Source organism: Plantactinospora sp. WMMB334, assembly GCF_049179095.1.
Taxonomy (GTDB): Bacteria; Actinomycetota; Actinomycetes; order Mycobacteriales; family Micromonosporaceae; genus Plantactinospora.
This window is the reverse complement of sequence record NZ_JBMHME010000002.1, coordinates 5821944-5848093: the sequence shown is the minus strand read 5'-3', so window position 1 is coordinate 5848093 and position 26150 is coordinate 5821944. Positions and strand designations below refer to the sequence as shown.

The following is a 26150-nucleotide window of genomic DNA, read 5'->3' as shown; positions in this document are numbered from 1 at the left end:
ATGCCGTTGCCCAAGGCCGTGTAGCTGAACATCCCCCGGTTGCCGGGGCGGCGGAGCGAATGGGTACTTCTTCGGCCCGACCGCGTACTGACGCGCCACGCCCGCCACCTCCTCCCCGTTAGAGTCCGAGCCTCGTCGCCGTTCAAGCGTGGCAGCCCACCTTCGAAACTGGCTTCTCGCTCCTGATACTGATCAGAAAGCGCTTTCCTGGGGTCGGCTGTTCAGCGAATCAACCAAACGGCCGATGGATGAATAGTGCTAAAGCGGCAAGATGGACTTCCCGTAGGTGGCTGTTGCCGACGGGCCCAACGCATATGCGTCGATGCGGTGAGACTCGGCCACGGCCGGTGGTCGCCGGCTGTGGCGCCGGCTGGTGAGGTTACGCTGTCACTGAATCGTCCCGGGCGCGGATAGGGGCAAGTCGTGCGTCAGATCGTGCGTAGGTCGGTGCGGGCCATTCTTCTGGATGAGGACGACCGCCTTGTGTTGATCAAGCGGATCAAGCCGGGCCAGGCGCCGTACTGGACGACGCCGGGTGGTGGCTTGGAGCCGACGGATGGTTCCCTGGAGGTGGCGTTGCGCCGGGAGCTGCACGAAGAGCTCGGCGCGGAGGCAGGCCGGTTCGCGCAGGTGTTTCTGTTCACCGCCCCCGCTGGTGCGGGCGTTTCCGTCCAGCACTTCTTCGTCTGTCGGCTGGTGCAGATGAAGGAGGAGGCGCGCAGCGGGGATGAGTTCGCCGATCCATCGCGTGGTGACTACCAGCTTGACAGGGTGGGGATCGACAAGTTGCCTGCGGTGGATCTCAAGCCGGATGTGCTGAAAGAGTTCATCACCGCCAACGAAGAGGCGCTGCTCTCGATGTAGGGCAGGCTGGCCAGACCATCGCCGGGCCGAGCCTGAAACGTCGGGCTTCCTGGAATATCTCTAGTGGGCTTTGGATGCCTTCGAGGCTTGCGACCACGGCGCCGATGAAGACGCGGTGAGAGACGACGAGGGTCGGGCCGTGTCGGGCAACCTCCTCTTGAGCGCGCGAGACGGCCTCCGTCGCGCGTTGTCGTAGCGCGGTCAGGCTTTCGCCACCAGGTAGAGCCGATACCGGATGACGGAGGCGCTCGTTGCGCCACGCCTGGTACTCGCTCGGATAGTCGTCTGGTCCTATGCCGAGTACGCAGTCGGGGGCCCGCCACTCGGCGTAAAGCGGATCTGGCGGTGCGATCGGTACGCCGAGAACATCGGCCAAGAGACGGGCACTCATCGCCGCCCGTGGAAGAGGGCTGGTGAGGATCATGTTCGGCTTGGCGTCTCGGCAGAGCAACCGGTGGCCTGCGGTGACAACTTCGATAGCCCCACGCAGCGTCAACGGCGTGTCGGGACGGGCGTGGGCATGTGGGCGGCAGAGGCCGTCGAGGCTGGTGCCGTGGCGCATCCAGAGAACGGGTTCGTTCACGACAAGTACCAGCCGCCATCGATGTTGAGCGCTTGTCCGGTGATGAATCCGGCTGCGGGTGAGAGCAGGAACGCGACGGCGGCGGCCACGTCGGCGGGCTGGCCACGACGCTTGATGCACTGCCGGTCGAGTTGGCGTCGCACCATGGCGGCATGGTCGTCAACGACGGCCCGTTCGGCCGCGACCTCGATCGAACCTGGGCGCACCGTGTTGACGGTGATGTTGCACGGGCCGAGCTCGCGGGCCAGGGCGCGGACGAATCCTTCCAGCCCGTTCTTCGCCGCGATGTAGCCGGCCAGGTCGACGCGGCCGAGTTGGGTGAGGATCGAGGAGACGGCGACGATGCGGCCGTGGCCGTTCGAGATCAGGGTGGGCGTGGCGGCGCGGATACAGGCGGCGTGGGCAACCAGATTGAGTTCGAGCTGACTGCGGAACGTGTCTATGTCCAGCTCGTGCCAGGGGATTCGGGGGTATACACCAGCGTTGCTGACCAGGGCGACCAGTCGGTTGGCGTGGGCGTCGACCGCCGATTGGAACGCTTCCTGCGTTGTGGGCAGAGTCAGGTCGCCGATGACGGTGCTGGTGCGCGCGCCGCGCTGGTGGGCGGACGCGACGACCGCAGCGAGGTCGTCATCGTCCTCAAGATGGGCCAGGACGAGGTCGAAGTCGGCGGCGAGACGAGCGGCGATCGCGGACCCGATGCCGCCGCCAGCCCCCGTCACGATCGCTACGTTGCGGTTCACGGGATGTCCTCAAGAGCGCCAGCGTCGGTAAGCCCGAGGAGTCGAGTCAGATCGACTTCGGATGAGTACAGCTCGGCGAGTAGTCCGATCGACAACGCGGCGTCCGTTGGCTCCATACGGTGCAGCGGATAAACAGCCAGCAGGCGCATTGCGATGTACGGCCGCAGCCAGGCGAGCAGGTCGGTGCCGGTGGTGGCGGCGAGCGGGCGGGCGAGCTGGTCGAGGTAGCGCGCGATGGTGTGCTGGCGTGCCGTCGACGGCCGGTGCCGGTAGTCGATCGCGATCGTGCGTGCCGACAGTCTCGCCAGTCGGACCTGTGGCTTGATCGCGTCGGCGAGCGACCGTTGGTGGTCGACGAAGGCCCCGAGGTTGTAGCGCGGTACGAGCCATGCGGCGTGTAGCCGCTGGTACCACAGGAAGCAGGCGATTTCCCCCGGTAGGGCGTTGAGCCCGGCCGTGTCGTAGTCGAACCAGACGGGTCGCCTGTCCTTGTCCAGTCCGATGTTGAAGTCGGTGGGGTCGCCCTGCGTGGTCGCGGCCCATGTCTGCCGGTCCGGATGCAGGGCGGTACGGAGATCGGTGGCGAGCGCGTTGAAGTCGAGCTGTCGAGGCTGCCCGTTGACGACGAGGGTCGTCTCGCGTAGCTGACTGCACCGGATGGCGGAACCGTCGGGGATCGTCAGCAGGGTCGGGTTGTGGCCGTAGTACAGGTCGAGCCGGCCGCCAGGTTGGACCCGGTCGCGGTAGAGCTTGCCGATGGTGCGGCCAGCCGGCAGGTGGCGCATTGTCGCGCCGATGACCTGCTGGTAGTGGCCGAGGATGGCGTCGAGTCCCTGGTCGAGCCCGGTGAGTGCGCCAGCGTCGCTGGCCGTGATGGCGTCGAGTAGCAGACCGGTGTCGGGCAGGTCGGGCTCGTGCCGGTCGTACACGGTCATGGCCCAGCGGCCGACGCGGCGGTGTGCGTGGAGAGCAGGGAGCGGATAGTGGTTCCGTATTCGCTGGTATCCGGCGATTTCGGCGGCGGCCTCGGTGGGGTTTGGGCTGATCTTGATGAACAGTCGGCGTGCGCCGACGTCGAGGTGGAAGGTGTGGTTCGCGGTGAAGCGTCGGTGGCGGGCGATGCGGATCACGAGTCCCACCAGCCAGTGCATTGGCCGGCGAACTTCGCGATCAGTTCGGCTGGTACGGCGCGCAACTCGCTCGCCGTGGACCAGGTGGTGTCGTCGTAGCCGTCACGGACAGGGCAGGCGTCGGCGATCGACATGAGCTGCGAGAACGGCGTCGCTACCGCGTGGTGGCGCGTTGAGCCGGTAACCCACTTAGTGTGCGCGTGCCTGCCGTACAGACCGACGACGGTGGGCCCGGTGCCGTCCGGTCTTGCCGTGAGGGCGGCGAGGTGGGTCAGGCCGGTGTCGTTGCCGATGACCAACTCGGCGGTGGCGAAGAGGTCGAGGCAGTCGACGGCCGGTGGGCCGTGGATTACCTCGATCTGCGCGACGGGTGGCGGTGCCGGCCGATCTGGCGCGGCGATCAGGCTGAACTGCCAGGGTGCGTCGGGCCGGCGGGCGGTGAGGCAGTCCGCGATGGTTCGGAAATTGTCGATGCCATAGTCCTTGCGCTCCGGCCGACTGGTGGTGGAGACGAACAGCACGTGGTACGGCGTTGGCGCGGGCTCGGTGGCGCGGAACTGCGGACACGGGTCGGCGTCAGCGCCCAGCGGTGTCCCGAGGATCTGCTCGATATCGAGGTAGTAGCGCATCGGCAGCGCGGCGTGGACCTGGACAACGTTGGCGTCGATGATGTCGAGCCTCGTCGGAGGGATCTCCGGAACGGCCTCGAAGGCGCGGGGCGTCGGAGTTTCGGTGCCGATCGAGTGTGGGCCGTTCGTGGAGGTGACGCTGAGCGGCAGGGTGCATCGCGCGAGCAGATCTGCCTGGGGACCAGCGTATGCCGGTTGTGGGAACTGCTCGCGGGTCGTCTCCTGCAGAGCCTGTGCCATGGCCAGACCCAGGAGTACGTCGCCGAGCCCTCGTGAGCCGAGGTCGAGGTGCCAGCCGTTCTGGCGTACCGCGTTGAGCGTCGGCTGCGGTGGTGGGGACTCTCCGGCGGCCCGCCGGTAGGGCAGGAGTCGACCGAGCGGCGCCTGCTCGCGCCGGACGAGCGTCGGCCCGCCGCGCCGGCAGGTCGGGCTGACGGTGGAGATCAGAGGGTGGTCAGTACGCACAGTGGGACCTCGTTCTGTTCGAGCAGCTTCCGTCCGCCTCCGGTCGTGTCCTCGACGAGACAGAGCACGCCGGTGATATCGGCCCCGGCGTTGCGAAGCGCGGTGACGAGGTTGGTGAGGGTGAGTCCGGTGGTGATCTCGTCGTCCACGATGAGGACGCGCTGGCCCTTGAAGTGGCCGTACGCGAATACCTCAAGTCGTCGGGCGTGGGGTTCGTGGAAGACGAGCTTCTCCGGCAGGTCGAGGTTGACCTTCCATGCGATGCGGTAGTGGCTGCCGCTGGCCCAGGCGACCGCGAGCGTGGGGATGATGCCGCCAGCGTCCAGACCGAGCAGTAGGTCGTGCGGCTGGTAGGCAGGGTGTTCGCGCCATCGCCGCCAGAGGTGGTCGCCGGCGGTCAGCACCTGGTCTGGCGCTGTGTCGGTCCGGACGCCGTCGAGTTCGTGGACGATTCTGACCGGGCGGGTCGTCTCTCCGACTCCGAGGCGGGCTACCCGGTCGGCGGTGAGTACCTCACGCGTGGTGGACGTCATTGTCGTCCGTGGTCCTTTCCTGGTCGGGATCTTGGCGGATGGTGGTGCGGCCGAGCGTTTCGTCGTAGGCCAGCAGGTCGCTGGCGGCGTTGCGGATTCGCTGCGCGAGTTCGTTGTCCGATCGCGATTCGCTGCGGCTGACGTCGACGACGGCGGGCAGGTCGACGCGGGCGGCGGGATGTTGGCTGGTGAAGACCCGGCGGACATCGTCGCTGGCGTCCAGGTCGATCCCGTCGGCTCGAAGCATGATCTTCATGGCGAGGACGACATGCTTGTAGAGCGCCCTGATGTCGGTATCGGGACGGGCCGCCAGCCGTCGTAGCGTCATGACGACGAGCGGTAGGTCGCCACGTGCGGCACGCTCATCGGCATCCCGGTCGAGGACATGTAGTACGAGACCGGGTCGGCGATAGAGCAGCCCCCGGCCGTCGTGCGCGATCTGGCGGAGAGCGTAGAGCAGCCGTGGAGGCAGTCTGCCGGTGCGCGCCTCGTTGGTGGTGAAGGCCGACAGCGCGATCTTTTCCCCGTCCGGGCCGGTGTGTGGGGTCGACCGTCCGGCGAGCCAGCTGACGGGGAGGGTGTCACGGACGACGAGGATGTCCAGGTCACTCCAGTCGGGTTGCCAGTTTCCGTAGGCCAGGCTGCCGGTCGCCGCGACCAGGGCCGTCTCGTCGTCGACCAGCTCGGCGGTGTAGGTGGCGAGGAAGGGTTGTAGTGCCGCCGGCACGGCTGCCTCATGTTGCGGCGGGCACCGGTCGCCGGAGGCACGGTGCACCAGTTCGGCGACGGCGCGCTTCAGAGCGAGGAGGCTGCCGGCATTGTCGATCACGGTGTCGGCGATCGACGCGATCCGCTCGGCGCCTCGGCTTCGCTTTGTCGCGTCCCGGGCCGCTACCGACTCGGCTGGTTCCTCGCCCCGCCCCACGCGGACTGGCTGCGGCGCGTCGAGATAGACGATGTTGCAGCGGTCTCCCCAGATCTGCCGCAGATGCCCGGTAGCTGCGAAGCGATGAGCACTCTCGATGCTGATCCATCCGGATCCGGGGTTGAGGGCGGCGAAGCGGAGGATCTCCTCGGAGAGCATCTGCGCCTCGGTCGGCTCGTCCCATGCCTGGTATGGGTCGGGAACACTGAACCGGTCGGCAGCGAGGCGGAGCAGGTATCCGATCTTCAGGCGCGTGACGCCGTGTTCGGTGCGGAGCAGCTCCCCGACGGTGCTCTTTCCGCTCTCGGACATGCCGGCGAGGATCCAGAGCCGGTCAACACGATCCGGAGGTAGGAGGGTGACGGGCACGCCGAACTCGGCGACGGCCTCGCGCACCTCTCGTTGGACATCGAGGAGCGGTCGGTCGCCGCGCACGATCACCCTGTGGTAATCCCCACGCCGCACCTGGAGCTGGATGGCCTCGGCCAGTTGACGCTGGTAGGCGCCGTACCGGTCGGATGCCGGACTCCGATCGCGAGCCAACGCCTGGCTCGCCTCGGCTGAGAGATCAGGGCCGTGGCGTAGCAGGATATGAAGTTCCCGCCTGCCGACGGGGAAGTAGCGCCGCGCTCGGTCTTCGACCTCGACAAGCGCCTCGTCGATCGGAATCCCGTCCTTCACCGCAGCCGTAGCCGCACAGGTGGCGACGAGCATGGGCCGGCCGCGGTCCTCCAGCGCCAGCCTGCCGCCGCCCCGGAACCGGGCGGCGTAGGAGCGGAATACGAGGTCGACATGCTCGTCTGTGGTGCTGTCGACGAACCACCATCGACTGAAGTCGTCCCGTGACACCTCTGCCCATCGCGGGTCCCACCGGTCGATGGTTCCGGTCAGGATCGCGTCCGGTACTGCTGCCGCCAGCCACTGCGCGTTGGTGGACTTGCCGACGTTGTCCGCACCGTTGAGAGTCACCGCGAGGTTCATCGGCGTTCGCCATAGCTTTTGAGGGGGCGCCAACGAGGAACCCGGCGACGGCCCTCGTGCACGTCTAGGAGGAGATCGTCGTAGGCGCGGGCGAGCTCGCGGAACTGCCGCAAGGCGGAGCCGGCCTGGCCGTCGTTCTGCCCTTGCCGGTCTCGGTCGATGAGGCGTTGACAGCGCACCCAGGCAATGGCCAGCCGGTCGATTACAGAACCGATCGTCTCGGTGTGCAGCGGCCCGCTGTCGAGATCACCCAGGATGCTGTCGACCCACGTGTCGATCTCCGTTACCAGGTCTACCCGTACGCGGTTCAGCAGGTCGATGGACCGTTTCGAGGCAGCAACGGCATGATCGTCAGTAGTTGGGTCACGAGAGATCATTTCGGCTGACCACTGGTCGTCGTGGTGCGTCGCAAGTCGCCAGGACGCGTGCAGCGGAACCTGCCATGGAGACATCAAGCAGGCGGAGCTGTCTCGGAACGACTCGATGACCAGGTTTGCGGCTGGTAGGAAATTGTGCCGTCCGAGTCGGCTTGGCACCTTGGGGATGTTCACTTCGGCATCGATGGGCACGAGGGCCTCCAAACGCCTTGTCTGGTTGATGTGGAATGAACCGACAGTGGCCTCGGCACGCTGGTCACCTTGGGGCGGCATGAGCATCGTCATGGGCACCGGCCCACCCGGCGCCCGAGCGGGATATGAGGTGTGGATCGGGGCCTGTCATGGCCGGCAGCCCACCGCTCCGTACACAGGGATCTCATCCACCGTCGCGTCGGGCTGCTCGGGCTGCCGCTTCTGCGGGGAGCGCCATTGCGTGATCGGGACGAGGCCGGGATCGACAAGCTCCAGGCCGTCCAGGAAGGTGGCGAGCTGCGAGCGAGTGCGTGGCTGAAAGGTGCCGTGGGCACCGGTGGCGGTGAGGGCGGCGAGCCGTTCAGCGGTGTCGGTTGGCAGCGGGTCGAACGTGGCGTGCGAGACCGCCAGGTAACTGCCGGCGGGCAGGGCTCGGACCAGTTGAGCGACGGCGGTGCGCGGATCGTCGTGGTCGTCAAGGAAGTGCAGGACGGCGATGAGGAGTACTCCGATTGGTCGACTCATGTCGAGCACGGTGTGGAGTGCGGGGTCGGCGAGGAGCGCTTCGGGATCACGGAGGTCGCCCTTCAGGTGGGTGATGGCACCCTGCGGGGTGCTGGTCGTTAGCCCATGCCCGTGGGTGACCACCATCGGGTCGTTGTCGACGTACACGGCTCGGGACGCGGGCGCGATGGCCTGCGCGACCTCGTGGACGTTCGGGCTGGTGGGTAGGCCGGCGCCGAGGTCGAGGAACTGGTGGATGCCGGCCTCGGCCACCAGGAACGAGACCGCTCGGCGTAGGAATGCACGGTTCGCCCCAGCCACCGCCCGGATTCGGGGGTAGATCTCGGCAATTCGGTCGCCCGACTCCCTATCGGCGGCAAAGTTGTCCTTCCCGCCGAGCCAGTAGTCGTAGCGTCGGGCGGGGTGTGGCCGGGAGGTGTCGAACTGCTGGCGGGCGACCTCGTGCGTCCCCAGCGCGGGGTCGTAGCTGGCTGAGACGGTGAGGAACTGATCTGGCGTCATCGGCTACCTGCCTCAATGAGTTGGCTGACGAGGGCCCAGAACAGCATCACGAGCGGCGCGGTCGTGAGTAGCCGGTTGAGGCGGAATCGGAGTCGTAGGCAGGCCCGGGTCGAGGCGCCGGCCAGTACGAGTCCGGCGACGAGGAGCAGGCCGCCGGCGACAACGGCAACGAGGTCCACCGGGATGAGGTGGTTACGTGTCACGGGGCACCCTCGTCCGGCTGGCTCCGGCGGGTCTGCACGGCCGGGCGCCACATCGGGTAGAAGGTTGCGCCGTCCGGCAGGTGGAACGGCTGTCTCGGGAGGTAGCCGTGTCTGGCATAGAGGTCACGGCTGCCGGTGCTGCTGGCCTCCAGGTAGGCGGGAAGACCGACACGGTCCAACGCCGCGTGGTGGTGACGCAGGAGGGCGGTGCCGCGGCCGGTGCACTGCTTCTCCGCCGCGACTGCCAGGAATGCCAGGTGGTGGTGCGGCGCGGTGGGGTGGTGGGCGTCGAACAATTTGTCGAGGGTTTCGAACCGGTCGGTGTACGGATCGCACACGGCGGCCAACCGGCGTTCGTACTCCACTGGCGGGGGTATGGGGCTGGTCCGGTGGAACCAGACCGCGACCGCGCTGCGATCTTCGAGGGTGTGGACCTCGCCGTAGAAGAAGGCGTGTTCGACGAGGATGCGGAAGTTCGCGGTCAGGATTGCTCGCCGCTGGTCGGGGTCGGGGACGAGCCACGCGACGGGAGCGAGGGGGAGGAACGCGTCGGCGATAAGCGCGCTGACGGCGTCCCGTTCGTCGTAGGCGGCTCTGGTGGGAGGAGGTAGGTGGCTCACCTGGACACCTCCGTACGGGGGACGGCGTGCCGGTGGGCGGGTCCGTACAGGGCGGAGGCGCTGCGGGCGCCGAGGCCGATGGTGGCGTACACGTCCGGGCGGATGCGCCGCAGTACGAGTCCCCAGGCGATGCCGGCGACGGCGGTGCCGAGGTAGACGGTGGGGACGGCCCAGGCGAGGGGGTGGTTGTCGGGGATGCCGAGGAGGGTGGCGACGTTGCCGATGGCTAGGACGGCCACCACGGCCAGGGCGATGGCTGCGGCTGATGGGGCGATGAGGCGCCGCCAGAGGCGCTCGTCGTGTGGGTAGCGGCCGAAGAAGGCGAGGACGGCGATGCTGGTTGTGGCGATGAGGAACAGCACGCCGAGGCCGCCGGAGGTGCCCGCCCAGTAGAAGAGGTGGATGACGGGGTCTGCGCCGGTGATGGCGTACGCGATGATCACTGTCAGGCCGATGGCGCTCTGCCAGAGAGACGCGGTACGAGGTGCGCCGCTGGTTCGGGCGGCGCGGCCAAGGCTGGCGGGGAGGACCCGTTCCCGGCCGAGGGCGAACATGTAGCGGGCGGTGGTGTTGTGGAACGAGATCATCGCCGCGACGATGCTGGTGGCGAACAAAACGTGCCCGAGGTCGGCCAGCGTCTGGCCGAGGTGCGCGCTGGCCTGGTTGAAGACGACCTCCGTACCTTCGGCCCGGCTGACGTCGACGATCCGATTGCCACCGGCGGCGACGGTCATCGCCCAGGCGGACAGGGCGTACAGGACCGCAATCACTACGACGGACAGGTAGGTGGCAGTCCGCACCGTACGCCGTGGATTTCGGGACTCCTCGGAGAAGACCACAGCGGCTTCGAAGCCGACGAACCCGAGCACGGCCAGGATGAGGATGGCGCCGACGCCGGGGCCGAACAGGTTGCCCGGAGTCAGAGCCTCGTAGCTGTACCGGCCGTCGGCAGGGTGGGTCAGGCTACCGAGGTTGTAGACCATGATGATGGCGACCTCGGCGAGCAGCAGGACGGCGAGAACGTGGCCGTTGAGGTCGACTCGCCGGACCCCGAGGGCAGCGGTGACGGCCCACGCCACCAACGCGATCGTCCACCAGGGTGGGGCGACGCCGAACCACTGATCGAGCAGGGGGCCGGTCGCCGCGCCGATCGCCCCGTACAGGCCGACCTGCAGTGCGTTGTACGCCAGCAGGGCGACCCAGGCGGCGCCGACACCGAACGGTCGGCCGACGCCCTGGGCGACGTAGGAGTAGAACCCGCCCGGATTGGCGACGTGTCGAGCCATCGAGACATAGCCGATGGAGAACAGGCCGAGCACGAGCCCGACCAGAAGAAACGCTAGGGGGATGCCGATCAGGCCGGTGGCGGCGTAGCCGGTGGTGATGACCCCGGCAACCACGGTAAGCGGTGTCGCCGCAGACAGGACGAAGAAGAGCACGGCCGGGACACCGAGCCGGTCGGCGGCGAGACGCGCCGTGACGGGACTGGGCCGGGCAGGTGGGGCGGACAGGGACATTGAAAATGGTCTCCGATTTCAGCGGGTAGTAGGCGCCGGAGGGTGGTGGTCAGGTGCGATACGAGAGCACCGCCTCTCCGACGGCGACGTGGGTATGCGTGAGGAGCTCCCGCAGCGGCGGGGAGAGCGTGCTGGTCAGGTGTCGCAGGTAGTCGCGGCTGGTAGCCGGCGCATCCTCCAGCAGGTGGTCATCCAGACCGGTGACGGCGACCAGGCAGGCGAGGAACGCGTCCGCCTGACTCATCGGTCGGCGGTCCCGGAGTTGCAGAGACAGCCGGGCCGTAGGCCAGTGGGCGACATTCCAGTCGACCGGCACCCACCGCACTTCGGCGGACCGCAGAAGCCGGCGCGACGCCTCCCGCCGTACGTGTCCGGTCCGCCACAACCGCTGCGCGACCTGCTCGACGGCATCGTGGGCCAGGAAGTCGAGCCAGATCCGCACCGCAGTGTGCTGCGGCTGAGCGACGAGCTGGTCCAACACGGTGTGTGCGAGGACGTCGGCCGGTGGAGTCAAATCGACCAACCGCAACCAGCCGTCGCGGACGTCGATCCTGCCGGCCCACACCAGTTCGCCGAGAAGGGCAGCCGCCAGACCGAGCCCAGCCACCCGCACGTTCACGCGTGGCTTTCCCGTCACATCGTGATGCGCCAGACGCCAGAAGTCGTCAGCGAACCGCACTCCACTCACCTACATCGCACGAAGACGGACCCACGGCCGGTACTTGGCCAGCCCGCCGCCGCGCCCTCCCCGGCAGCGACGGCGGGCGGCAGCCTCAGATGAGCAGCACGAACGGGAAACCATCGGATGCGCCGGCGTCGGCCCTGACGGCTTCCACGGAGATGTGCCCCCTCGACAGAGCCCGTTCGGAAACAGACGTCACGATTGGCAAGATCGCCCCATCCCGCTCCCGGGGATCGCAGGCCGACAGTTGTGAGCCCGAGCGATTCTGCGGCCCTCGTGATCGGCCCGGCAGGCGCCGGTCGCAACCCGGGGGGACGGTTGCGACCGGCCGTCGAGGTTCCCGCCGGAGGCGTAACGCGATTCGAGATCCTCGACTGGAGGGGCCGCCATCCCGCCCGCCGGAGACCGTGCCGCCAGCGGCAGGTACAGGAACCATCTCGTCCCTCCATTCGGTGCCATGCCTGCGGCTTCATCGCGGCACCGGCGAGACTCTGCGTGCCGGTGGACCGGAGCCGTTGCTGCACCAGCTTCCCTGATGATCACCGTACGTGTAAGACCTGTCACTGATTGGCTTGTATATGCGCCACGATGACTAGTCGCGCTAGTCCCCTTGCCATGTCAGGGATTCCGTCCCGTGCTGGTGCCGATTAGCCTGCACAAAGAGGCTGCCGAGGAAGGCTGGTGCGGTCAGCATGAACGTGGATCAACACGGACCTGACGTGATCGCACCGGCAGTCTGGGAGCAGCGCGAGATGCGCCGCGCGCTGGCCGCCCGCGACCTCAAAGCGGTGTACGAACGGCTCCAGCGAGTCGGAATCTCCCAACGCCACATCGCCCGCCTCACCGGCCAGAGCGCTTCCGAGGTCTACGAGGTTCTTCGAGGACGACGCGTCATGGCTCACGACGTGCTGGTCCGCATCGCGGACGGCCTCGGTGTGCCGCGCGGCTACATGGGACTGGCCTACGACGAGTCGACGGAAGCCGCACTCGACCTGGCCACTGCCTCCTGCTCGCCAGAGAAAGGCGAACGGGAACAGGTGCGGGCCCTGTTGTCTCATGCTGCCAACGTCACCATGGGCACCTCGGTCAGCGACGTAGCCCGCTGGTGGCAACCTATCGACCGGGACGTCGCCCCGGCGCCATCGCACGTCGGAGTGTGCGACGTCGAACATGTGCGGGCCTTGACCGCCGCGATGCGCGCCCTCGACTACCGCCACGGCGGCGGAGCCTGCCGCGACGCGGTCGCCGCACAGGTCCGCTGGGTACAGCAGCTGCTCGAAGCATCATGTTCAGAGGAGATCCACGCCCGGATGCTGCTCGCGCTCGCCGACCTGCACAACTTGGCCGGATGGACGTCTTTCGACGTCGGTATGTACGGCACAGCCCGCCGGCACTTCGCCCGCGCCCTCGAACAAGCCAAGACGGCCGACGACCTGTCTCTGGCGGCAAACATCCTCTACCGAATGGGTCGCCTCCACCTACATCGTGGAATGCACCGCGACGCACTTCGGTTTTTCCAGCTCGGCCAGATCACCGCCCAGGATTCCGGCTGTGGGCTGACGGTCTCAATGCTATGCGCCAACGAAGCATGGGCCTACGGACTCATCGGCGACCGGAAGCAGATGAGACGATCCGTCAACCGGGCCACCGACGAATTCGTGCGGGCGAACCGCGAGAACGCCCAGGCGTGGGTCCGGTTCTTCGGCGAAGCCGACCTGCACGCCTCTATCGGCGTGGCTCACGCCGCCTTGACCGACGCCACCGCCGACGAACTGGCCGTCGCGATCCAGTACATCGGCCAGGCACTCGACCACCGTGGCCGGGAGATGGCCCGCAGTCGGGTCTTCGAGTCGACCGCCCTCGCGGTCGCGCACCTGCGATCTGGTGACCGAGATGCCGGCACGCGCATCGCTCGTGATGCAGTAGCGTCAGCCGCAACGGTGCGGTCCATCCGCACTATCGACCGGCTCCAGCCGTTGGAGGATGCCGCAACGCAGTACCCGAAAGACCCCGAGATTCAGGAAATTGCGCACGACATCACGAGGCTGCGAACGGTGGTATGAGCTCGTCAGGAAACGAAAGACCCGACAGTGTTGGCGCCGGGTGGCCTGAGAAGATCCTCAGGAAGGCCTGCGACAAGGTCGGGCTGAACCCAGCAGACGCCAGACTGATCAAATTTACGAACAACGCTGTCTTCGACCTCGCCAGCGATGCAGTTGTGGTGCGAATACCAGGCTCCCAAGTGGTCAGGGACCGCGTCGACAAGGTAGTCGCGGTGGCCCGATGGCTAGAAAGCCACCAGATGCCATCCGTCCGGCTACTCACCGACATCGCACAGCCGCTGCTGGTTGGAGGCCACAAGGTCACCTTCTGGCGCCGAGTTCCGGCGACCGGACCGGCACCGACCGGTTACGACTTGGGAAGAATCCTCCGCCGCTACCATTCCTTGCCCGAACCGCCGCCCGCGCTACCGGTATGGAGCCCGACGACGGCGATTCAGCAGCGGATCGAGGAGACAGACAATATCTCGCCATCAGAACGCGCGTTCCTCGAAGACAAGTGTCACGAAACTGAAGCGAACCTGAACCGGCTCGACTACTTCCTGCCGCGAGGTCCCATCCACGGCGACAGCTTCATCGGAAACCTCATACCCGACCCGCAGGGACCAGTAGTCTGCGACTTCGATTCGGCGGCAGTCGGGCCCCGAGAGTGGGACCTCACGCCAGTAGCGGTCGGCAAGCTGCGCTTCTCCTACTCACAGGACACACACCAGCAACTCGCCGAGGCGTACGGGGTCAACATCCTTGACTGGTCAGGATTCGCAGTCCTGCGGACACTTCGTGAGCTGCAACTCGTGACCAGCGTCCTGCCCGTGCTCCACACCAACCCGAGCCTTACCGAACAGTGGCGACACCGCTTCAAAACCTTCCGGGATGGCGATGACGCTGCAACCTGGAGTCCTTACAAGTGAGGCACTCTTCGATGCATCAGCCTTGGCTGGAAATGTCATCAACCCAGCCGCCGCCACCCTTTACCTGAGACATGGGCCGGGTTCATCGGAGGTCGGGTACAGCTTGGAGCGCAGCTTCGGGTACGGCTACAGTGTGGACATCAGAGCCTGAACAATCCTCATTTCCAACAATCACCGTTGACGTTCAAGCCCGGCCCGCAACAACGCGACGAGGCTGCCGAGATCAGCGGTCATGTAGCGCCGAGATTCCTTTAGCTCACCCAGACGACAGGCCCGGCTGACCGCTACACGAAAATACGAGTATGGCGCCTGACCAGCAGGGACGGCAATTTCGGCGCCCATACTCTCGACCTTCTAATGCAATTCACCTCCCGCCTCATGTGGCCTTTCTTGCGTGGGACAGCAGCGTCAGCCAGTGGGTCGCATTCGGCTCGTTTGCGGCCAGGGCCTCCTGCCAGAGTGCGATGCAGTCGTCTAGACGTCCGGCTTGTTGGAGGAGCCACGTGAGTTGCAGCCGGGCTCCGGGTACGCCTGCCCTGACTGCGGTACGCCATGCGCAGATGGCTTCATCAGCTCGCCCTTCCCGTTCGAGGAGCTCGGCCAGCCCTCGGATGGCGTCGCGGTCGCTCCATTCGACTGCCTCCCGACGAATGGCAATAGCTTCGTCGGCTCGTCCTTCAAATTGAAGCATTACGGCCAAACCAGCCCGCGCACCGGCCTCACCGTTCCGTACGCCCTCGCGCCAGACTGCGAGAGCCTCCTCTACGGAGCCGTGGTTGTGCAGCAGCTCAGCTAGGCGGGGTCGTAGGCTTGTCAAGCCTGTGGCCACTGCCTCGCGCAGTTCCTTGATTGCTTCTTCGGTGCGGCCTTCAGATTGCAGTAACGCTGCCAAGCCCTCGCGGGCGCCGTCCTCGTTGACAGCAACACCCTCCTGCCACACCTTGATGGCGTCGTCAACGTGCCCGTCGTCTTGCAGTACTGCCACGAGCCATGCGCGGGCGCCCTCCACCCGGGCCGCGACCGCACGCCGCAGCGCGACTATCGCGTCATCGACTCGGCGATCTGACCTCAGCAGGAGCGCGAGCCGCAGGTGGGCATCTGGGTCACCGGCGTCAGCTGCCGTTCGCCATACTTCGATGGCCTCGTCCCAGCGTCCCTCCGACTGTAGGAGCAGGGCGAGTCTAAGACGGGCGCCGGGGTCCTCGGCGGCAACCGCCTCACGCCATACCTCGATCGCCTCGTCGAGACGCGAGAGTTTCCGCAGAAGCATTGCGAGGCGGGGCCGAACGTCTGGATCGCTACCACGGCGAAGTGCTGATCGCAGCAGATCTTCGGCGTGATCTAAAAGCGAACGGACTTCTGCGGCACGACTGGCCGCCAATAAATCGGCCGGCTCCATCAGGTTGCGACGATAGGCGTCCCACGCTGACCGGGGCGGCGTGACAGACCTCCGTATTTCCGCGCCATATTGAAGCAAGTAGTCCGCGACGGTATAGCCGGCGATCATGCCCATACCGATTCCGACTGGTATCAGTGCCGCGACCGCCCCATGCAGGTCCTTGGTCGCATACGATAGGGCCTCTTCGAACCAGTTTGCCGGCGCCTTCGCCTGCTGGACCGGTGTCAAATACCCGGGCACCGCAGCGCGGAGCAGGTCGGCACTCAACGGGGCGTCAATACCCATACGACGCGCGTCGATCGCTGCAGTCAGCAGTGCCCAGACGTAGCGTTCGGGCGCATGGTCCCAGCGCTGGACAAGTGCGGGAGCCGCAGCGAGGGCCTGCGTCATGCCGAATTCGGAGTTCAAAGCCTGCGCGATGCGCGGGTCGGAGGCGGCCAGGACTCTCGCTCGGTCCCGCTCACCGACGCTGAGCTGCGAGTCGATAGTCACAACCTCGGCCTGTCCGAGCAGTTCCCGCTCCGCCTGATATGGATCTTCCATGGAACGTGGCGGCGGTATCACGCTGTACTGCTGATATCGCAGGGGCCAGAGAGTAGCCACAATTATTAGTGGATCATGGCGGCGGCGAAGTGCTCGTAAGTCACCGGCGGCCAGTCCGCCGCGGAGGAAATGTTGGAGCTCGTCCAGCCAGACCACTGTTTGCGGAGTTACGTGATCCAACCGCCGCACCTCCGCTGCGTCGGCCGGCTGCCACAACGACCAGCTTGGTACGACACCGCGCAGTGCTTCGTACAGCGTCCGGGTCTTTCCCACTGATGAGTCGCCGACAAGCAGGATAAACCCGCCTTTCGTGGCGGCCTCAGCGATCAGCTGCTGTAGAACCAGGTCGGCATCGCGGTCGACGTATGGAGGAAGGCTTGATCCCCCCTGGGTTGTGGTGATCGCGGCGTGTACCCCAAGAGCTCGCGGCTCACTGTTCACGACGCTGGGTAGCCGATCATTGGGCCCACCCGATGTATGGGCTGCGCGGCCAGTCCGCTGCTGCTTCGCAGCCTGGTACAGAGGGGTGGCCTTCGCAACGTCGTCGTCACCGCCACCGAGCGCTCGTACGAGCTGTGCAAGCTGGTTCTCGTCGGCAGGAAGGGTACCGTCGACAGCCCGCAAGAGACAGCTGACCCGGGTACGGGACGCCAAGTTCATGCCTGCCGCTACATCACGCAGGCTCTTGAACCCATTGTCTTCATGCACCTCAGCGAGGAGCTGCAGCAAGTCGCGGTGAGGGCCGGCATCGGGCCAGCGGGTAGGGTCGATCGGTTTGCCAGCCGCCACCGCCGCTCCCATCCGGTCCATCCGTGTCCCTCTACACCATTCCAGAACCCAAGGGCGCGCAGAAAGGGGGCGGCGGGTGTGCTGGCAGTGTGCCGAACAGAACGCCGTACATGCAGCTAGAGCCTGTTCTTCGGTCGCCGTGCCGTCCTCCGGTACCCGCAGCACAGCTGCGAGCCTGCCCTACTGGCAGATGATCGCCATACCTCTCGGAGGCAGAGGCGGCACAAACTTGAAAGGGGCTCTGCTCACAGTGATCGAGACTCTGGGCGCAATCGTCGGTCTGGTCACCGGCGTCCTGACTATGACCACGGCCTTGATCGAATTGGTCCGCAGGTTGCGAGCCGAACCTTCACCAAGAGCCGAACCCTACGGCGCGCATCGACGGTGCCGGCTCGTCGCTCGCCGTCATCATGCTCTTCTGGCTCCACTACGGCGTGCTCGCCGCCACGGTCAAGATCTGGGGTCAGCCTGACCCGGTTGCCACCCTCGTCGCCGCCCCGGTACTGCTGCCTGATGCGGCAGTAGTGTCGGTTCAGGGCGCCCGGCGAATTATCGGAGGTCATGTCCGAGAATCTCCAAACATCAATTGAGAACCCTTTTAATCGACCACATTGGGTCTCATGCTCACGAGGTCCGGGCCGCCGTCCGAGTCCCGTCTCGTAGCCCCGTTCTCCTCGGCCCCCAAGCAGCTTGACTCCTCCGCTTTCAGCACTTTCAACAGCAGCGATGCGCGGGCGTTCGACACGCCGTGCCCATCGTCGCGCATCACGTCGGCCAGCGCGTCGCGCGACAGCGACCGGCCGCTCTTCGTCAGTGCGGCGCGGGCTGCTCGCGCTGCTGGAATCAGGTGGGCGACGCTACGGACTTCGACCGTGACCGTGCTATCCAGGCGGTCCGTCGACCGTCTCGGAGGGGGCCCGCCGTTGTGGTCAGTCCCGCGGATGCCGACCGGGCCGGAGTTTCCCGTCCGCCCGTCCGCCGCCAGCCCGGACGACGCCCCGTCGTCCGGGGCGGTCCCCGAGATCGACGAGCGATCGTCGGCCGGCCGCTGATCGTCCCGGATTGTCCGCTGATCAAGATCGCCGTGATCGATCATGGAGAACAACAGCTTGACCGACACGAGCATTGACAGCGCCGGCCACCCGGCCAGGGCCTTGCCGATCGGGTCGTGACCGCCAACCGCGACATTGGCGGCCAGGCTCGCCAGGGTGCCGACCACGAGCGCCACCCACGGCACCCAACCGGTCGGGCGGCCCGCGCGGCGCTGCGCGACCAAGTACAGGCTGGCGACGATCTCCAGCCCGTCCACGCTCACCGGAAACGCGTACGCCTTCCACCCGGTCTGGTCGTGCCGCTGGGCCAGCTCCACCATGTGCGCGAAGGAGATCGCGCCCGCGACGATGGCCAGCCCGGCGACGCACAGGCCGGTCAGCGCCATGAGCAGTCTGTCGGTGCGAGTCCTCATCGGGACATCACCTCCCCAGCCGCCGCGAGCATGCCGAGCGCCGACAGCACCGATGCGGCCTGCTCGACGGGCATGGCCACCTCGGCATCGCCAACCCGGATGCGTAGGTACGTCGAACACGGCCACGGCGCTACCGCCTCGGTCAGGTACGCCTCACCCGCCGGCTTGGGGAGCGGGAAGGCGGCGGCCAGGTCGAGCCGCACCGCGGCGGACCGGTGCTCACCGCCAACGCCGGACCGGTAGCCGTGGGCCTGACTGGCCGGGTCGGCGGTGCACCGGGCGCGGTCGCACCAGGCGGGATGTCCCTGGTCAGGACTTGTTTCGCTGGTTCGTGAACCCTTATGCCATTTTCCGTTCACTGACTTCGGCGAAGTGGCAGGCCGACGGGTGCGGCTCGACGGCCCGGAGGACGAGCTGCGGCTCCTGGGTGGCGCAGATCTCCTGCGCCTTCCAGCACCGGGTCCGGAACCGACAACCCGACGGCGGGTCGGCCGGCGACGGCACGTCGCCGTCGAGCCGGATCACCTCGCGGTGCGCCCGGGCCTTCGGGTCCGGCACCGGTACCGCCGAGAGCAGCGCCTGGGTGTAGGGGTGCGTCGGCCGCTCGTAGATCTCGGCCTCGGTGCCGATCTCCACGATCTTGCCGAGGTACATCACCGCGACCCGGTCGGCGATGTGCCGCACCACCGACAGGTCGTGTGCGATGAAGATGTAGGAGAGGTCCAGCTCGTCCTGGAGGCTCTCCAGCAGGTTGATCACCTGGGCCTGGATCGACACGTCCAGCGCCGAGACCGGCTCGTCACAGACGATGATCTCCGGCTTCAGGGCGAGCGCCCGAGCGATGCCGATCCGCTGCCGCTGCCCACCCGAGAACTGGTGCGGATACCGGTTGATGTGCTCCGGGTTCAACCCGACCAGGTCCAGCAGTTCCTGGACGCGGTGCCGCCGGGAGCCGCGCGGCGCCGCGTCCGGGTGGATGTCGAACGGCTCGCCGATGATGTCGCCGACCGTCATCCGGGGGTTCAACGAGGTGTACGGGTCCTGCATGACCATCTGCACGTTCCGGCGCATCCGGCGCAGCTCGGTGCCGGAGAGCTTGAACATGTCCCGGCCCTCCAGCATCGCCCGGCCCGAGGTCGGCGTCTCCAGCCGCATCAGCAGCTTGGCCAGGGTCGACTTGCCACAGCCGGACTCGCCGACGATGCCGAGGGTCTCGCCCCGGCCCAGCTCGAAGCTGACCCCGTCGACCGCCTTCACCGCGCCGATCTGACGCTTGAAGACGATGCCCTGGGTGATGGGGAAGTGCTTGACGACGTTCTCGACCCGCAGCACGGTCTCACCGCGCGACCTGGTCGGTGTCGTCGTCCGCTGCTCCTCAGAGCGTGCCATCGAGGACCTCCTGGGCGAAGTGGCAGGCGCTGGTCCGGCCATCGCCGAGCGACCGGGCCGCCGGCACGACGTCGACGCACTCCTGCCGGGCGTACGGGCAGCGCGGGTGGAAGGGGCATCCGCTCGGGATGCGCATCAGGTTGGGCGGCAGGCCCCGGATGGTGGTCAGCCGCTGGCCCTTGAGGTCGAGCCGGGGGATCGACTCCAGCAACCCCTTGGTGTACGGGTGTGCCGGCGCCTCGTATAGCGAGTGCACGTCGGCGTGCTCGACGATCCGGCCGGCGTACATCACGGCGATCCGGTCGGCCACGTCGGCGACGACCCCGAGGTCGTGGGTGATCAGGATCATCGCCATGTCCAGGTCCCGGCGCAGTTCGCCGAGGAGGTCCATGATCTGGGCCTGCACCGTCACGTCCAGCGCGGTGGTCGGCTCGTCGGCGATCAGCACCGCCGGGTCGAGTGCCAGCGACATCGCGATCATGACCCGCTGCCGCATCCCGCCGGAGAACTGGTGCGGATAGTCCCCGACCCGCTGCCGGGCGCCGGGGATCTTGACCAGTTCCATCAGCTCGATGGCCCGGCGCCTGGCCCGGGCCCGGGAGAGTCCCTCGCGCAGCCGCAGCATCTCGCCGATCTGCCAGCCGACCGGGAAGACCGGGTTCAGCGCGGAGAGCGCGTCCTGGAAGATCATCGAGATCTGCTTGCCGCGTACCTTCCGGCGCTCCTCCTCGGGCAGCGAGAGCAGGTCGGTGCCGCGGTAGCGGATCTGCCCGGACGGGATCACCGCCGGCGGCATGTCCAGAATCCCCATGATCGCCTGCGCGGTCACCGACTTGCCGGAGCCCGACTCACCCAGCACCGCCAGTGTCTCCCCGGCGTCCAGGTGGTACGAGACGCCGTTGATCACCTTGGCCACGCCGTCCCGGGTGTGGAACTCCACGAAGAGGTCGCGTACCTCCAGCAGGTGCCCGCCGTCGGCGGCGCCGGCACCCTGCGGTCCGCCCTGCCCGCTCCGTTCGTTCAGGTAAACCGACATGTGATCACCGCAGCTTCGGGTCGAAGGCGTCGCGGATCGCGTCGCCGAGCATGATGAAGGCCAGTACGGTCAGCGCCAGGAAGGTCGAGGGCACCACCAGCGGCAGCGCCGACTCCCGCATGTGGGTCCGGCCGGCGTCGATGTCGATGCCCCAGGAGATGGTCGGGGCCTTCAGGCCGATGCCGAGGAAGGAGAGCGTCGCCTCGGCGGCGATGAAGGAGCCGAGCGCGATGGTCAGCACCACGATCACCGGCGCCAGCGAGTTGGGCAGGATGTGCCGCCACATGATGCGGCCGTTGCCGGCGCCGAGCATCCGGGCCGCCGCCACGTAGTCCTGCTGCTTGGCGCTGATCACCGAGGAGCGGATCACCCGGGCGGCGGTGGTCCAGCCGAGGATGGCGAGGACGAAGATCACCGCCATGATCCGGACGTTCGGGCTGTCGCTGCCGATCCGCTTCAGCAGGACGATCGCGGCCAGCAGCAGCGGGATGCCGAGGACGACGTCGATCACCCGGGAGAGTGCCGCGTCGATCCACCGCCCGAAGTAGCCGGCGAGCATGCCGACCGTGATCGCGATCAGCCCGGTGAGCAGCGCGGAGAAGGCGCCGACCAGCAGGGAGGCGCGGGCGCCGAAGACGGCTCGGGCGTAGATGTCGCAGCCCTGGAAGTCGTACCCGAACGGGGCCCCGCCGCCGGGCCCGGCGTGCTGCCGGGACAGCGTGCAGTCCTGCGGGTCGTTCGCGGTGAACAACCCGGGGAGGGCGGCCATCGCGGTGACGGCCACGACCAGGAAGAGTGAGACCCAGAAGATCGGGTTGCGGCGCAGGTCGCGCCAGGCGTCACCGGCCAGGCTGCGCGGCCGGGTGGCCGGGTCGCCCGATCCGGTCCCGCTGCCGGCCGCCTCGGCCGTGGTGACGGTGTGCAGATCACTCATTGCGCTACGTCCCTCACTCGTACCGGATGCGGGGGTCGAGGACGGCGTAGAGGACGTCGACCACGAGGTTGGACACCAGGTAGACCACGACCAGCACGCTGACCAGGCCCACCACCAGCGGACCGTCCTCGGTCCTGATGCCGCGGAAGAGGTTGAACCCGACGCCCGGGATGTTGAAGACGCCCTCGGTGATGATCGCGCCGCTCATCAGGTTGCCGAGCTCGACGCCGAGAAAGGTGATCACGGGGATCAGGGAGTTCCGCAGCACGTGCACGCTGACCAGGCGCCGGGTCGGCAGGCCCTTGGCCCGCGCGGTCCGTACGTAGTCCGAGCGCATGTTCTCCGCCACCGAGGTACGGGTCAGCCGCAGCGCCGTGGCCAACGACAGGGAGCCGAGCACGATGCCGGGCAGCAGCAGGGCGTAGAGGCTCGGCTCGGCACCGGCGGTCGGCGGAAAGAGCGGCAGCTTGACGCCGAGGAAGTACTGGGCGAGTGGCGCCAGCACGATGGTGGGGACGCCGAGCACCAGCAGGGTCAGCACCAGGGTGGCGTTGTCGAAGATGCCGCCCCGGCGCAGCCCGGCGACGACCCCGGCGGTGACCCCGACCAGGATCGCCACCAGCAGCCCGATGATCGCGAGTTTGACGGTGACCGGCCAGGCCTGTGCCAGCATGTCGCTGATCTTCCGCCCGGTCAGGGAGTCGCCGAGGTCGCCCCGGAGCAGGTTGCCGACGTAGTCGAAGTAACGGTAGAAGAACCCGCCGATCCCGGTCTGGTCGAGGTGGAACTTCTCGGTCAGGTACGCCCGCTGCGCGGCGCTGACCGGGCGCTCACCGGCGAGTGCCTGGATCGGGTCACCCTGTCCGGCGAACATCAGCGCGTAGACGATCAGTGTGGTCCCGAAGAAGGCCAGGACCATCTGGAGCAGGCGCCGCACGATGTAGCGGAACATCCCTTGCTTACTCCCCCGTGGCTTGCTCCCCTGTGGAAGCGGTCCAGTGGAACGGTCCGGGCCACCCGCTGGACGGGTGGCCCGGACCGGCCCTGCGCTCAGCTCAGCCGACGACCTCGATCTTGGTCAGGTCGACGACCTGGAAGAGGTCGACCTCGACGTTGGTGACCCTGGTCGAGTGCGCGTAGACGTTCTGGCCGAACCGGAGCGGGATCACCGGCATCTCCTGAGCCAGGATCTGCTCAGCCTGCTGGTACTTCTCGATCGCCTCGTCCGGGGTCGCCGCGGCGGTGCCCTCCGCGACCAGCCGGTCGAACTCCGGGTTGCTGTAGCCGTAGTAGTTCGACGAACCGTTGGTGGTGTACAGCGGGCCGAGGTAGTTCTCCATGGACGGGTAGTCCATCAGCCAGCCCAGCCGGATCAGGCCGACCGGCTGCTTCTGCTCGACCTTGGTCAGCAGGTCCGAGAACTTCGGCTCGGCGGTGCCGACGCACTCCACGCCCAGGTTGGCCTTGAGCTGGTTGCAGGTGGCGTCGACCCAGTCCTTGTGCCCGCCGTCACCGTTGTAGGTGATCTTCAGCTCGGCCGGGCCGCCGGCGGACTGGTAGAGCTCCTTCGCCTTGGCCGGGTCGAACTCGCAGGCCTCGCCGCAGGTGTCCTCCTGGTAGCCGGCGACGACCGGCGAGACGAACGAGCGGGCGGAGATCTGCGACTCCTTGAAGATCGACTTCGCGATCTCGTCCCGGTCGATCGCCATGGAGATCGCCTTGCGTACGTCCGGCCTGCTGAACTCAGCCTGGAACGTGGGGAAGGCCACGAACTGGAAGGACGAGTTCTGGCTCTGCTGGAACCGGTCGCCCAGGTCGGTCGGCGCGGTGCTCAGGTTCTCGGTCGGCACCGTCACGTCCACGTCGAGGTTGTCCGAGAGCACGTCCGCGTACGCGGCGGTGAGCTGCTGGTAGATCCGGAACTCGGCGCCGGCGATCTTCGGCTTGTCGCCCGGGTACGCGTCGTAGCGTTCGACCTCGACCTTGGCGTCGTGCAGCCAGGTGCCCTTCATCTTGAAGGGGCCGTTGCCGATCGGGGCGTCCTCGTAGCCGTCCTTGATCACACCGGGGGACGAGAACGCGGCGTCCGGCAGGGGGTAGAACGCGGTGTAGCCGAGGACGGTCTTGAACTCGGCGTACGGCTTGGCCAGTGTCACCGTGAAGGTCAGGTCGTCGACCTTCTTGAGCCCGCTCATGGTGGTGGCCTTCGGCTCCGGAGCCTTCTGCGGGCCCTCTTCGCCGTCCGGGTCCTTCGACTGGAGGTCGTCGTAGCCGGCGATCTTCTCGAAGAAGTAGCTGTTGCCCTGGCCGTTCGGCGCGTAGGCGCCGTAGTTCCAGGCGTTGATGTAGTTGTCGGCGGTCACCTTCTCACCGTCGTGGAAGGTGTAGCCGTCCTTGATCTTGATCGTCCAGGTCAGGTTGTCGGTCGACGTCACCGACTCGGCGGCGACCTCGTACGGCTTGTTCTCGGCGTCGTAGTCCACCAGCGGGGTGAACAGGGCCGAGAGCACCTGGTTGCCGCTCGAGTCGTTGGTGTTCGTGGAAATCAGGTGCTGCGGTTCCGAGATCTGGATCGAAACCGTGGCATTCGGGTCGCTCTCCCCCGAACCGCCGCCGCCACAGGCCGCGAGGCCGAGGGTCGCGGCAAGGGGGAGGGCGGTCCAGGCAGCGAGCCTACGAACCTGCATGAAGCCTCCTCGTCTCCTTACGCTGAGCAGTCGTCCCGACACTGGGGTAACGCTGTGCAACGCTCGGTAAAGGTAGGTCGTGGCTGTACCCATGGCCAAACTGGATGGTTACGAGTCAGTAACTCAGTGGGCTCACAGGGCTTGCATATGTTTGGCATGAGCTGCTAAGGAAAGCCCGGACTCGGCCTCCCTAAGAATCGGGCATCCAGCACCAACAGCCCCATAGCTGGCGCAGGACGGATCTGCCCCTGAGGTTCGGCGCCCCGGAGAATAGTCCTATTTCGGCCCTATGGGTCGGTCCAGAATGTGGACAACTCCACAGGGCGCTAACTCAGCGTGACTAACGACACGGTTACGCGTAGTTATGGGCCGGTGCCATTCGCCCGGACGACCACCGCTGGGCCGAGTAGCCGATCCCGGCACCGACCGACCGGGTGCCGGGTCGGCCGGCCGTACCGCGTGAGACGATCTGCCTGTGACGGCCACCCTTCTCGACGGCAAAGCGACCGCGGCAACCATCAAGGACGAACTGCGCGACCGGGTGAAGGCGCTGGCCGAGCGGGGAGTCGTACCGGGTCTCGGCACGGTGCTGGTCGGCGACGACCCCGGCTCCCAGGCGTACGTCAACGGCAAGCACCGGGACTGTGCCGAGGTCGGCATCGCCTCGATCCGCCGCGAGCTGCCGGCCGACGCCACCCAGGCGCAGGTCGACGCCACCATCGCCGAACTCAACGCCGATCCGGCCTGCCACGGCTACATCGTGCAGCTCCCGCTCCCGATCCAGCTGGACACCCAGCGCGTGCTGGAGATGATCGACCCGGACAAGGACGCCGACGGGCTGCACCCGGTCAACCTCGGCCGGCTCGTCCTCGGCTATCCCGGCCCGCTGCCCTGCACCCCGCGCGGCATCGTCGAGCTGCTGCGCCGGCACGACGTGCCGCTGCGCGGCGCCGAGGTCGCCGTGGTCGGCCGGGGCAACACGGTCGGCCGGCCGCTCGGGCTGCTGCTCACCCGGCGCAGCGAGAACGCCACCGTGACGCTCTGCCACACCGGCACCCTGGACCTGGCCGCGCACACCAGGTCCGCCGACATCGTGATCGTGGCGGCCGGCGTGCCCGGACTGCTCACCGCCGACATGGTCCGGCCGGGCGCGGTGGTGGTCGACGTCGGGATCACCCGGGTGATCGGCGCGGACGGCAAGGGCCGCTACACCGGCGATGTCGAGCCCGAGGTCGCCGAGGTGGCCGACAAGCTGGTGCCGATGCCCGGCGGGGTGGGCCCGATGACCCGGGCCATGCTGCTCAGCAACGTCGTGGAGCGCGCCGAGGCCAACCTGGAGCCGTCCGGGCAGAGCTGACCGGAGTCCGGGCGGTGTCGGGGAGTGTGACGGGCGGGCGGTGTCGGCGGAGTGTGAGCGGTGCCGGCCAATTCCGCCCCTGGCCAGAACCGAACACTCCTGGCTGATAC

The 26150-nt window shown here is 67.3% G+C and carries 24 protein-coding genes; 4 read left to right on the top strand and 20 right to left on the bottom strand.

Translation table 11 applies throughout. The features are described from left to right. Positions 1-423: 423 nt before the first annotated feature. The gene (locus ACN27G_RS24980; protein WP_421495195.1) at positions 424-864 is read left to right on the top strand and encodes an NUDIX hydrolase; all 441 of its coding nucleotides are present in this window, start codon (positions 424-426) and stop codon (positions 862-864) included. Here ACN27G_RS24980 and ACN27G_RS24975 read toward each other — a convergent pair. The 12 genes from ACN27G_RS24975 to ACN27G_RS24920 all read right to left on the bottom strand — a co-directional run bounded on the left by ACN27G_RS24975 (position 830) and on the right by ACN27G_RS24920 (position 11467). Then, positions 830-1426 (bottom strand): histidine phosphatase family protein, encoded by a 597-nt coding sequence (locus ACN27G_RS24975; protein ID WP_421497452.1) that lies wholly within the window; start codon positions 1424-1426, stop codon positions 830-832. The two genes, ACN27G_RS24980 and ACN27G_RS24975, sit on opposite strands and share 35 nt — an antisense overlap. A 17-nt stretch (positions 1427-1443) precedes the next feature. Next, entirely contained in the window at positions 1444-2190 is a 747-nt protein-coding gene (locus ACN27G_RS24970; protein WP_421495194.1) for an SDR family NAD(P)-dependent oxidoreductase, read from the bottom strand. After that, on the bottom strand, positions 2187-3329 hold the full coding sequence (locus tag ACN27G_RS24965; RefSeq protein ID WP_421495193.1) for a hypothetical protein: 1143 nt from the start codon (positions 3327-3329) through the stop codon (positions 2187-2189). Before ACN27G_RS24965 ends, ACN27G_RS24970 begins: the two co-directional genes overlap by 4 nt. Next, a complete protein-coding gene (locus ACN27G_RS24960) occupies positions 3317-4414 on the bottom strand; it encodes a glycosyltransferase family 9 protein (protein ID WP_421495192.1) in 1098 nt (365 codons plus the stop codon). The genes ACN27G_RS24965 and ACN27G_RS24960 overlap by 13 nt, the downstream gene beginning before the upstream one ends. Continuing rightward, the gene (locus ACN27G_RS24955; RefSeq protein ID WP_421495191.1) at positions 4393-4947 is read right to left on the bottom strand and encodes a phosphoribosyltransferase; all 555 of its coding nucleotides are present in this window, start codon (positions 4945-4947) and stop codon (positions 4393-4395) included. Before ACN27G_RS24955 ends, ACN27G_RS24960 begins: the two co-directional genes overlap by 22 nt. Next, positions 4928-6586 (bottom strand): hypothetical protein, encoded by a 1659-nt coding sequence (locus tag ACN27G_RS24950; RefSeq protein ID WP_421495190.1) that lies wholly within the window; start codon positions 6584-6586, stop codon positions 4928-4930. Before ACN27G_RS24950 ends, ACN27G_RS24955 begins: the two co-directional genes overlap by 20 nt. A 263-nt stretch (positions 6587-6849) precedes the next feature. Next, positions 6850-7515, bottom strand: a complete 666-nt coding sequence (locus ACN27G_RS24945; RefSeq protein WP_421495189.1) for a DUF4254 domain-containing protein — start codon at positions 7513-7515, stop codon at positions 6850-6852. A gap of 54 nt (positions 7516-7569) precedes the next feature. Then, the gene (locus ACN27G_RS24940) at positions 7570-8448 is read right to left on the bottom strand and encodes an SAM-dependent methyltransferase (protein WP_421495188.1); all 879 of its coding nucleotides are present in this window, start codon (positions 8446-8448) and stop codon (positions 7570-7572) included. Next, positions 8445-8651: a hypothetical protein gene (locus ACN27G_RS24935; RefSeq protein ID WP_421495187.1), complete on the bottom strand. Its 207-nt coding sequence runs from the start codon at positions 8649-8651 to the stop codon at positions 8445-8447. The genes ACN27G_RS24940 and ACN27G_RS24935 overlap by 4 nt, the downstream gene beginning before the upstream one ends. Then, the gene (locus ACN27G_RS24930; RefSeq protein WP_421495186.1) at positions 8648-9271 is read right to left on the bottom strand and encodes a GNAT family N-acetyltransferase; all 624 of its coding nucleotides are present in this window, start codon (positions 9269-9271) and stop codon (positions 8648-8650) included. The genes ACN27G_RS24935 and ACN27G_RS24930 overlap by 4 nt, the downstream gene beginning before the upstream one ends. After that, entirely contained in the window at positions 9268-10788 is a 1521-nt protein-coding gene (locus ACN27G_RS24925) for an APC family permease (protein ID WP_421495185.1), read from the bottom strand. The genes ACN27G_RS24930 and ACN27G_RS24925 overlap by 4 nt, the downstream gene beginning before the upstream one ends. A gap of 49 nt (positions 10789-10837) precedes the next feature. Continuing rightward, on the bottom strand, positions 10838-11467 hold the full coding sequence (locus ACN27G_RS24920; RefSeq protein WP_421495184.1) for a GOLPH3/VPS74 family protein: 630 nt from the start codon (positions 11465-11467) through the stop codon (positions 10838-10840). Positions 11468-12162: 695 nt separating this feature from the next. On the opposite strand from ACN27G_RS24920, the gene ACN27G_RS24915 reads away from it, so the two are divergent. Both ACN27G_RS24915 and ACN27G_RS24910 read left to right on the top strand, forming a co-directional pair. Then, positions 12163-13533, top strand: a complete 1371-nt coding sequence (locus ACN27G_RS24915; protein WP_421495183.1) for a helix-turn-helix domain-containing protein — start codon at positions 12163-12165, stop codon at positions 13531-13533. Further along, positions 13530-14441 carry a phosphotransferase family protein gene (locus ACN27G_RS24910; protein WP_421495182.1) on the top strand — a complete coding sequence of 304 codons (912 nt, stop codon included), beginning with the start codon at positions 13530-13532 and terminating at the stop codon, positions 14439-14441. The genes ACN27G_RS24915 and ACN27G_RS24910 overlap by 4 nt, the downstream gene beginning before the upstream one ends. 376 nt (positions 14442-14817) lie before the next feature. Here ACN27G_RS24910 and ACN27G_RS24905 read toward each other — a convergent pair whose 3' ends face one another. The 8 genes from ACN27G_RS24905 to ACN27G_RS24870 form a co-directional block, all read right to left on the bottom strand. Then, positions 14818-17184: a tetratricopeptide repeat protein gene (locus ACN27G_RS24905; protein ID WP_421495181.1), complete on the bottom strand. Its 2367-nt coding sequence runs from the start codon at positions 17182-17184 to the stop codon at positions 14818-14820. Positions 17185-17770: 586 nt separating this feature from the next. Continuing rightward, positions 17771-18637, bottom strand: a complete 867-nt coding sequence (locus tag ACN27G_RS24900; RefSeq protein WP_421495180.1) for a DUF2637 domain-containing protein — start codon at positions 18635-18637, stop codon at positions 17771-17773. Further along, positions 18634-18840: a hypothetical protein gene (locus tag ACN27G_RS24895; protein ID WP_421495179.1), complete on the bottom strand. Its 207-nt coding sequence runs from the start codon at positions 18838-18840 to the stop codon at positions 18634-18636. Before ACN27G_RS24895 ends, ACN27G_RS24900 begins: the two co-directional genes overlap by 4 nt. A gap of 136 nt (positions 18841-18976) precedes the next feature. Continuing rightward, positions 18977-20026, bottom strand: a complete 1050-nt coding sequence (locus ACN27G_RS24890; protein WP_421495178.1) for an ABC transporter ATP-binding protein — start codon at positions 20024-20026, stop codon at positions 18977-18979. Further along, a complete protein-coding gene (locus ACN27G_RS24885; protein WP_421495177.1) occupies positions 20013-21062 on the bottom strand; it encodes an ABC transporter ATP-binding protein in 1050 nt (349 codons plus the stop codon). The genes ACN27G_RS24890 and ACN27G_RS24885 overlap by 14 nt, the downstream gene beginning before the upstream one ends. 4 nt (positions 21063-21066) lie before the next feature. Further along, complete coding sequence (locus ACN27G_RS24880) at positions 21067-21996, bottom strand: ABC transporter permease (protein ID WP_421495176.1); 930 nt, start codon at positions 21994-21996, stop codon at positions 21067-21069. Positions 21997-22009: 13 nt separating this feature from the next. Further along, positions 22010-22948 carry an ABC transporter permease gene (locus tag ACN27G_RS24875; RefSeq protein ID WP_421495175.1) on the bottom strand — a complete coding sequence of 313 codons (939 nt, stop codon included), beginning with the start codon at positions 22946-22948 and terminating at the stop codon, positions 22010-22012. Between the two features lie 103 nt (positions 22949-23051). Continuing rightward, positions 23052-24683, bottom strand: coding sequence for a peptide ABC transporter substrate-binding protein (locus ACN27G_RS24870; RefSeq protein WP_421495174.1), 1632 nt, complete (start codon positions 24681-24683; stop codon positions 23052-23054). Positions 24684-25158: 475 nt separating this feature from the next. Here ACN27G_RS24870 and ACN27G_RS24865 point away from each other — a divergent pair, with 475 nt between their 5' ends. Next, positions 25159-26040, top strand: a complete 882-nt coding sequence (locus ACN27G_RS24865) for a bifunctional methylenetetrahydrofolate dehydrogenase/methenyltetrahydrofolate cyclohydrolase (RefSeq protein WP_421495173.1) — start codon at positions 25159-25161, stop codon at positions 26038-26040. Positions 26041-26150: the final 110 nt, after the last annotated feature.

Excerpts from the sequence above, each read along its gene's own strand:
- ACN27G_RS24975 (WP_421497452.1), bottom strand. The coding sequence starts at position 1,426 with ATGCGCCACGGCACCAGCCTCGACGGCCTCTGCCGCCCACATGCCCAC.
- ACN27G_RS24905 (WP_421495181.1), bottom strand. The coding sequence starts at position 17,184 with ATGGGAGCGGCGGTGGCGGCTGGCAAACCGATCGACCCTACCCGCTGG.
- ACN27G_RS24890 (WP_421495178.1), bottom strand. The coding sequence starts at position 20,026 with ATGGCACGCTCTGAGGAGCAGCGGACGACGACACCGACCAGGTCGCGC.
- ACN27G_RS24885 (WP_421495177.1), bottom strand. The coding sequence starts at position 21,062 with ATGTCGGTTTACCTGAACGAACGGAGCGGGCAGGGCGGACCGCAGGGT.
- ACN27G_RS24945 (WP_421495189.1), bottom strand. The coding sequence starts at position 7,515 with ATGACGATGCTCATGCCGCCCCAAGGTGACCAGCGTGCCGAGGCCACT.
- ACN27G_RS24955 (WP_421495191.1), bottom strand. The coding sequence starts at position 4,947 with ATGACGTCCACCACGCGTGAGGTACTCACCGCCGACCGGGTAGCCCGC.
- ACN27G_RS24880 (WP_421495176.1), bottom strand. The coding sequence starts at position 21,996 with ATGAGTGATCTGCACACCGTCACCACGGCCGAGGCGGCCGGCAGCGGG.
- ACN27G_RS24915 (WP_421495183.1), top strand. The coding sequence starts at position 12,163 with ATGAACGTGGATCAACACGGACCTGACGTGATCGCACCGGCAGTCTGG.
- ACN27G_RS24910 (WP_421495182.1), top strand. The coding sequence starts at position 13,530 with ATGAGCTCGTCAGGAAACGAAAGACCCGACAGTGTTGGCGCCGGGTGG.
- ACN27G_RS24870 (WP_421495174.1), bottom strand. The coding sequence starts at position 24,683 with ATGCAGGTTCGTAGGCTCGCTGCCTGGACCGCCCTCCCCCTTGCCGCG.
- ACN27G_RS24940 (WP_421495188.1), bottom strand. The coding sequence starts at position 8,448 with ATGACGCCAGATCAGTTCCTCACCGTCTCAGCCAGCTACGACCCCGCG.
- ACN27G_RS24925 (WP_421495185.1), bottom strand. The coding sequence starts at position 10,788 with ATGTCCCTGTCCGCCCCACCTGCCCGGCCCAGTCCCGTCACGGCGCGT.
- ACN27G_RS24875 (WP_421495175.1), bottom strand. The coding sequence starts at position 22,948 with ATGTTCCGCTACATCGTGCGGCGCCTGCTCCAGATGGTCCTGGCCTTC.
- ACN27G_RS24900 (WP_421495180.1), bottom strand. The coding sequence starts at position 18,637 with ATGAGGACTCGCACCGACAGACTGCTCATGGCGCTGACCGGCCTGTGC.
- ACN27G_RS24950 (WP_421495190.1), bottom strand. The coding sequence starts at position 6,586 with ATGCTCGTCGCCACCTGTGCGGCTACGGCTGCGGTGAAGGACGGGATT.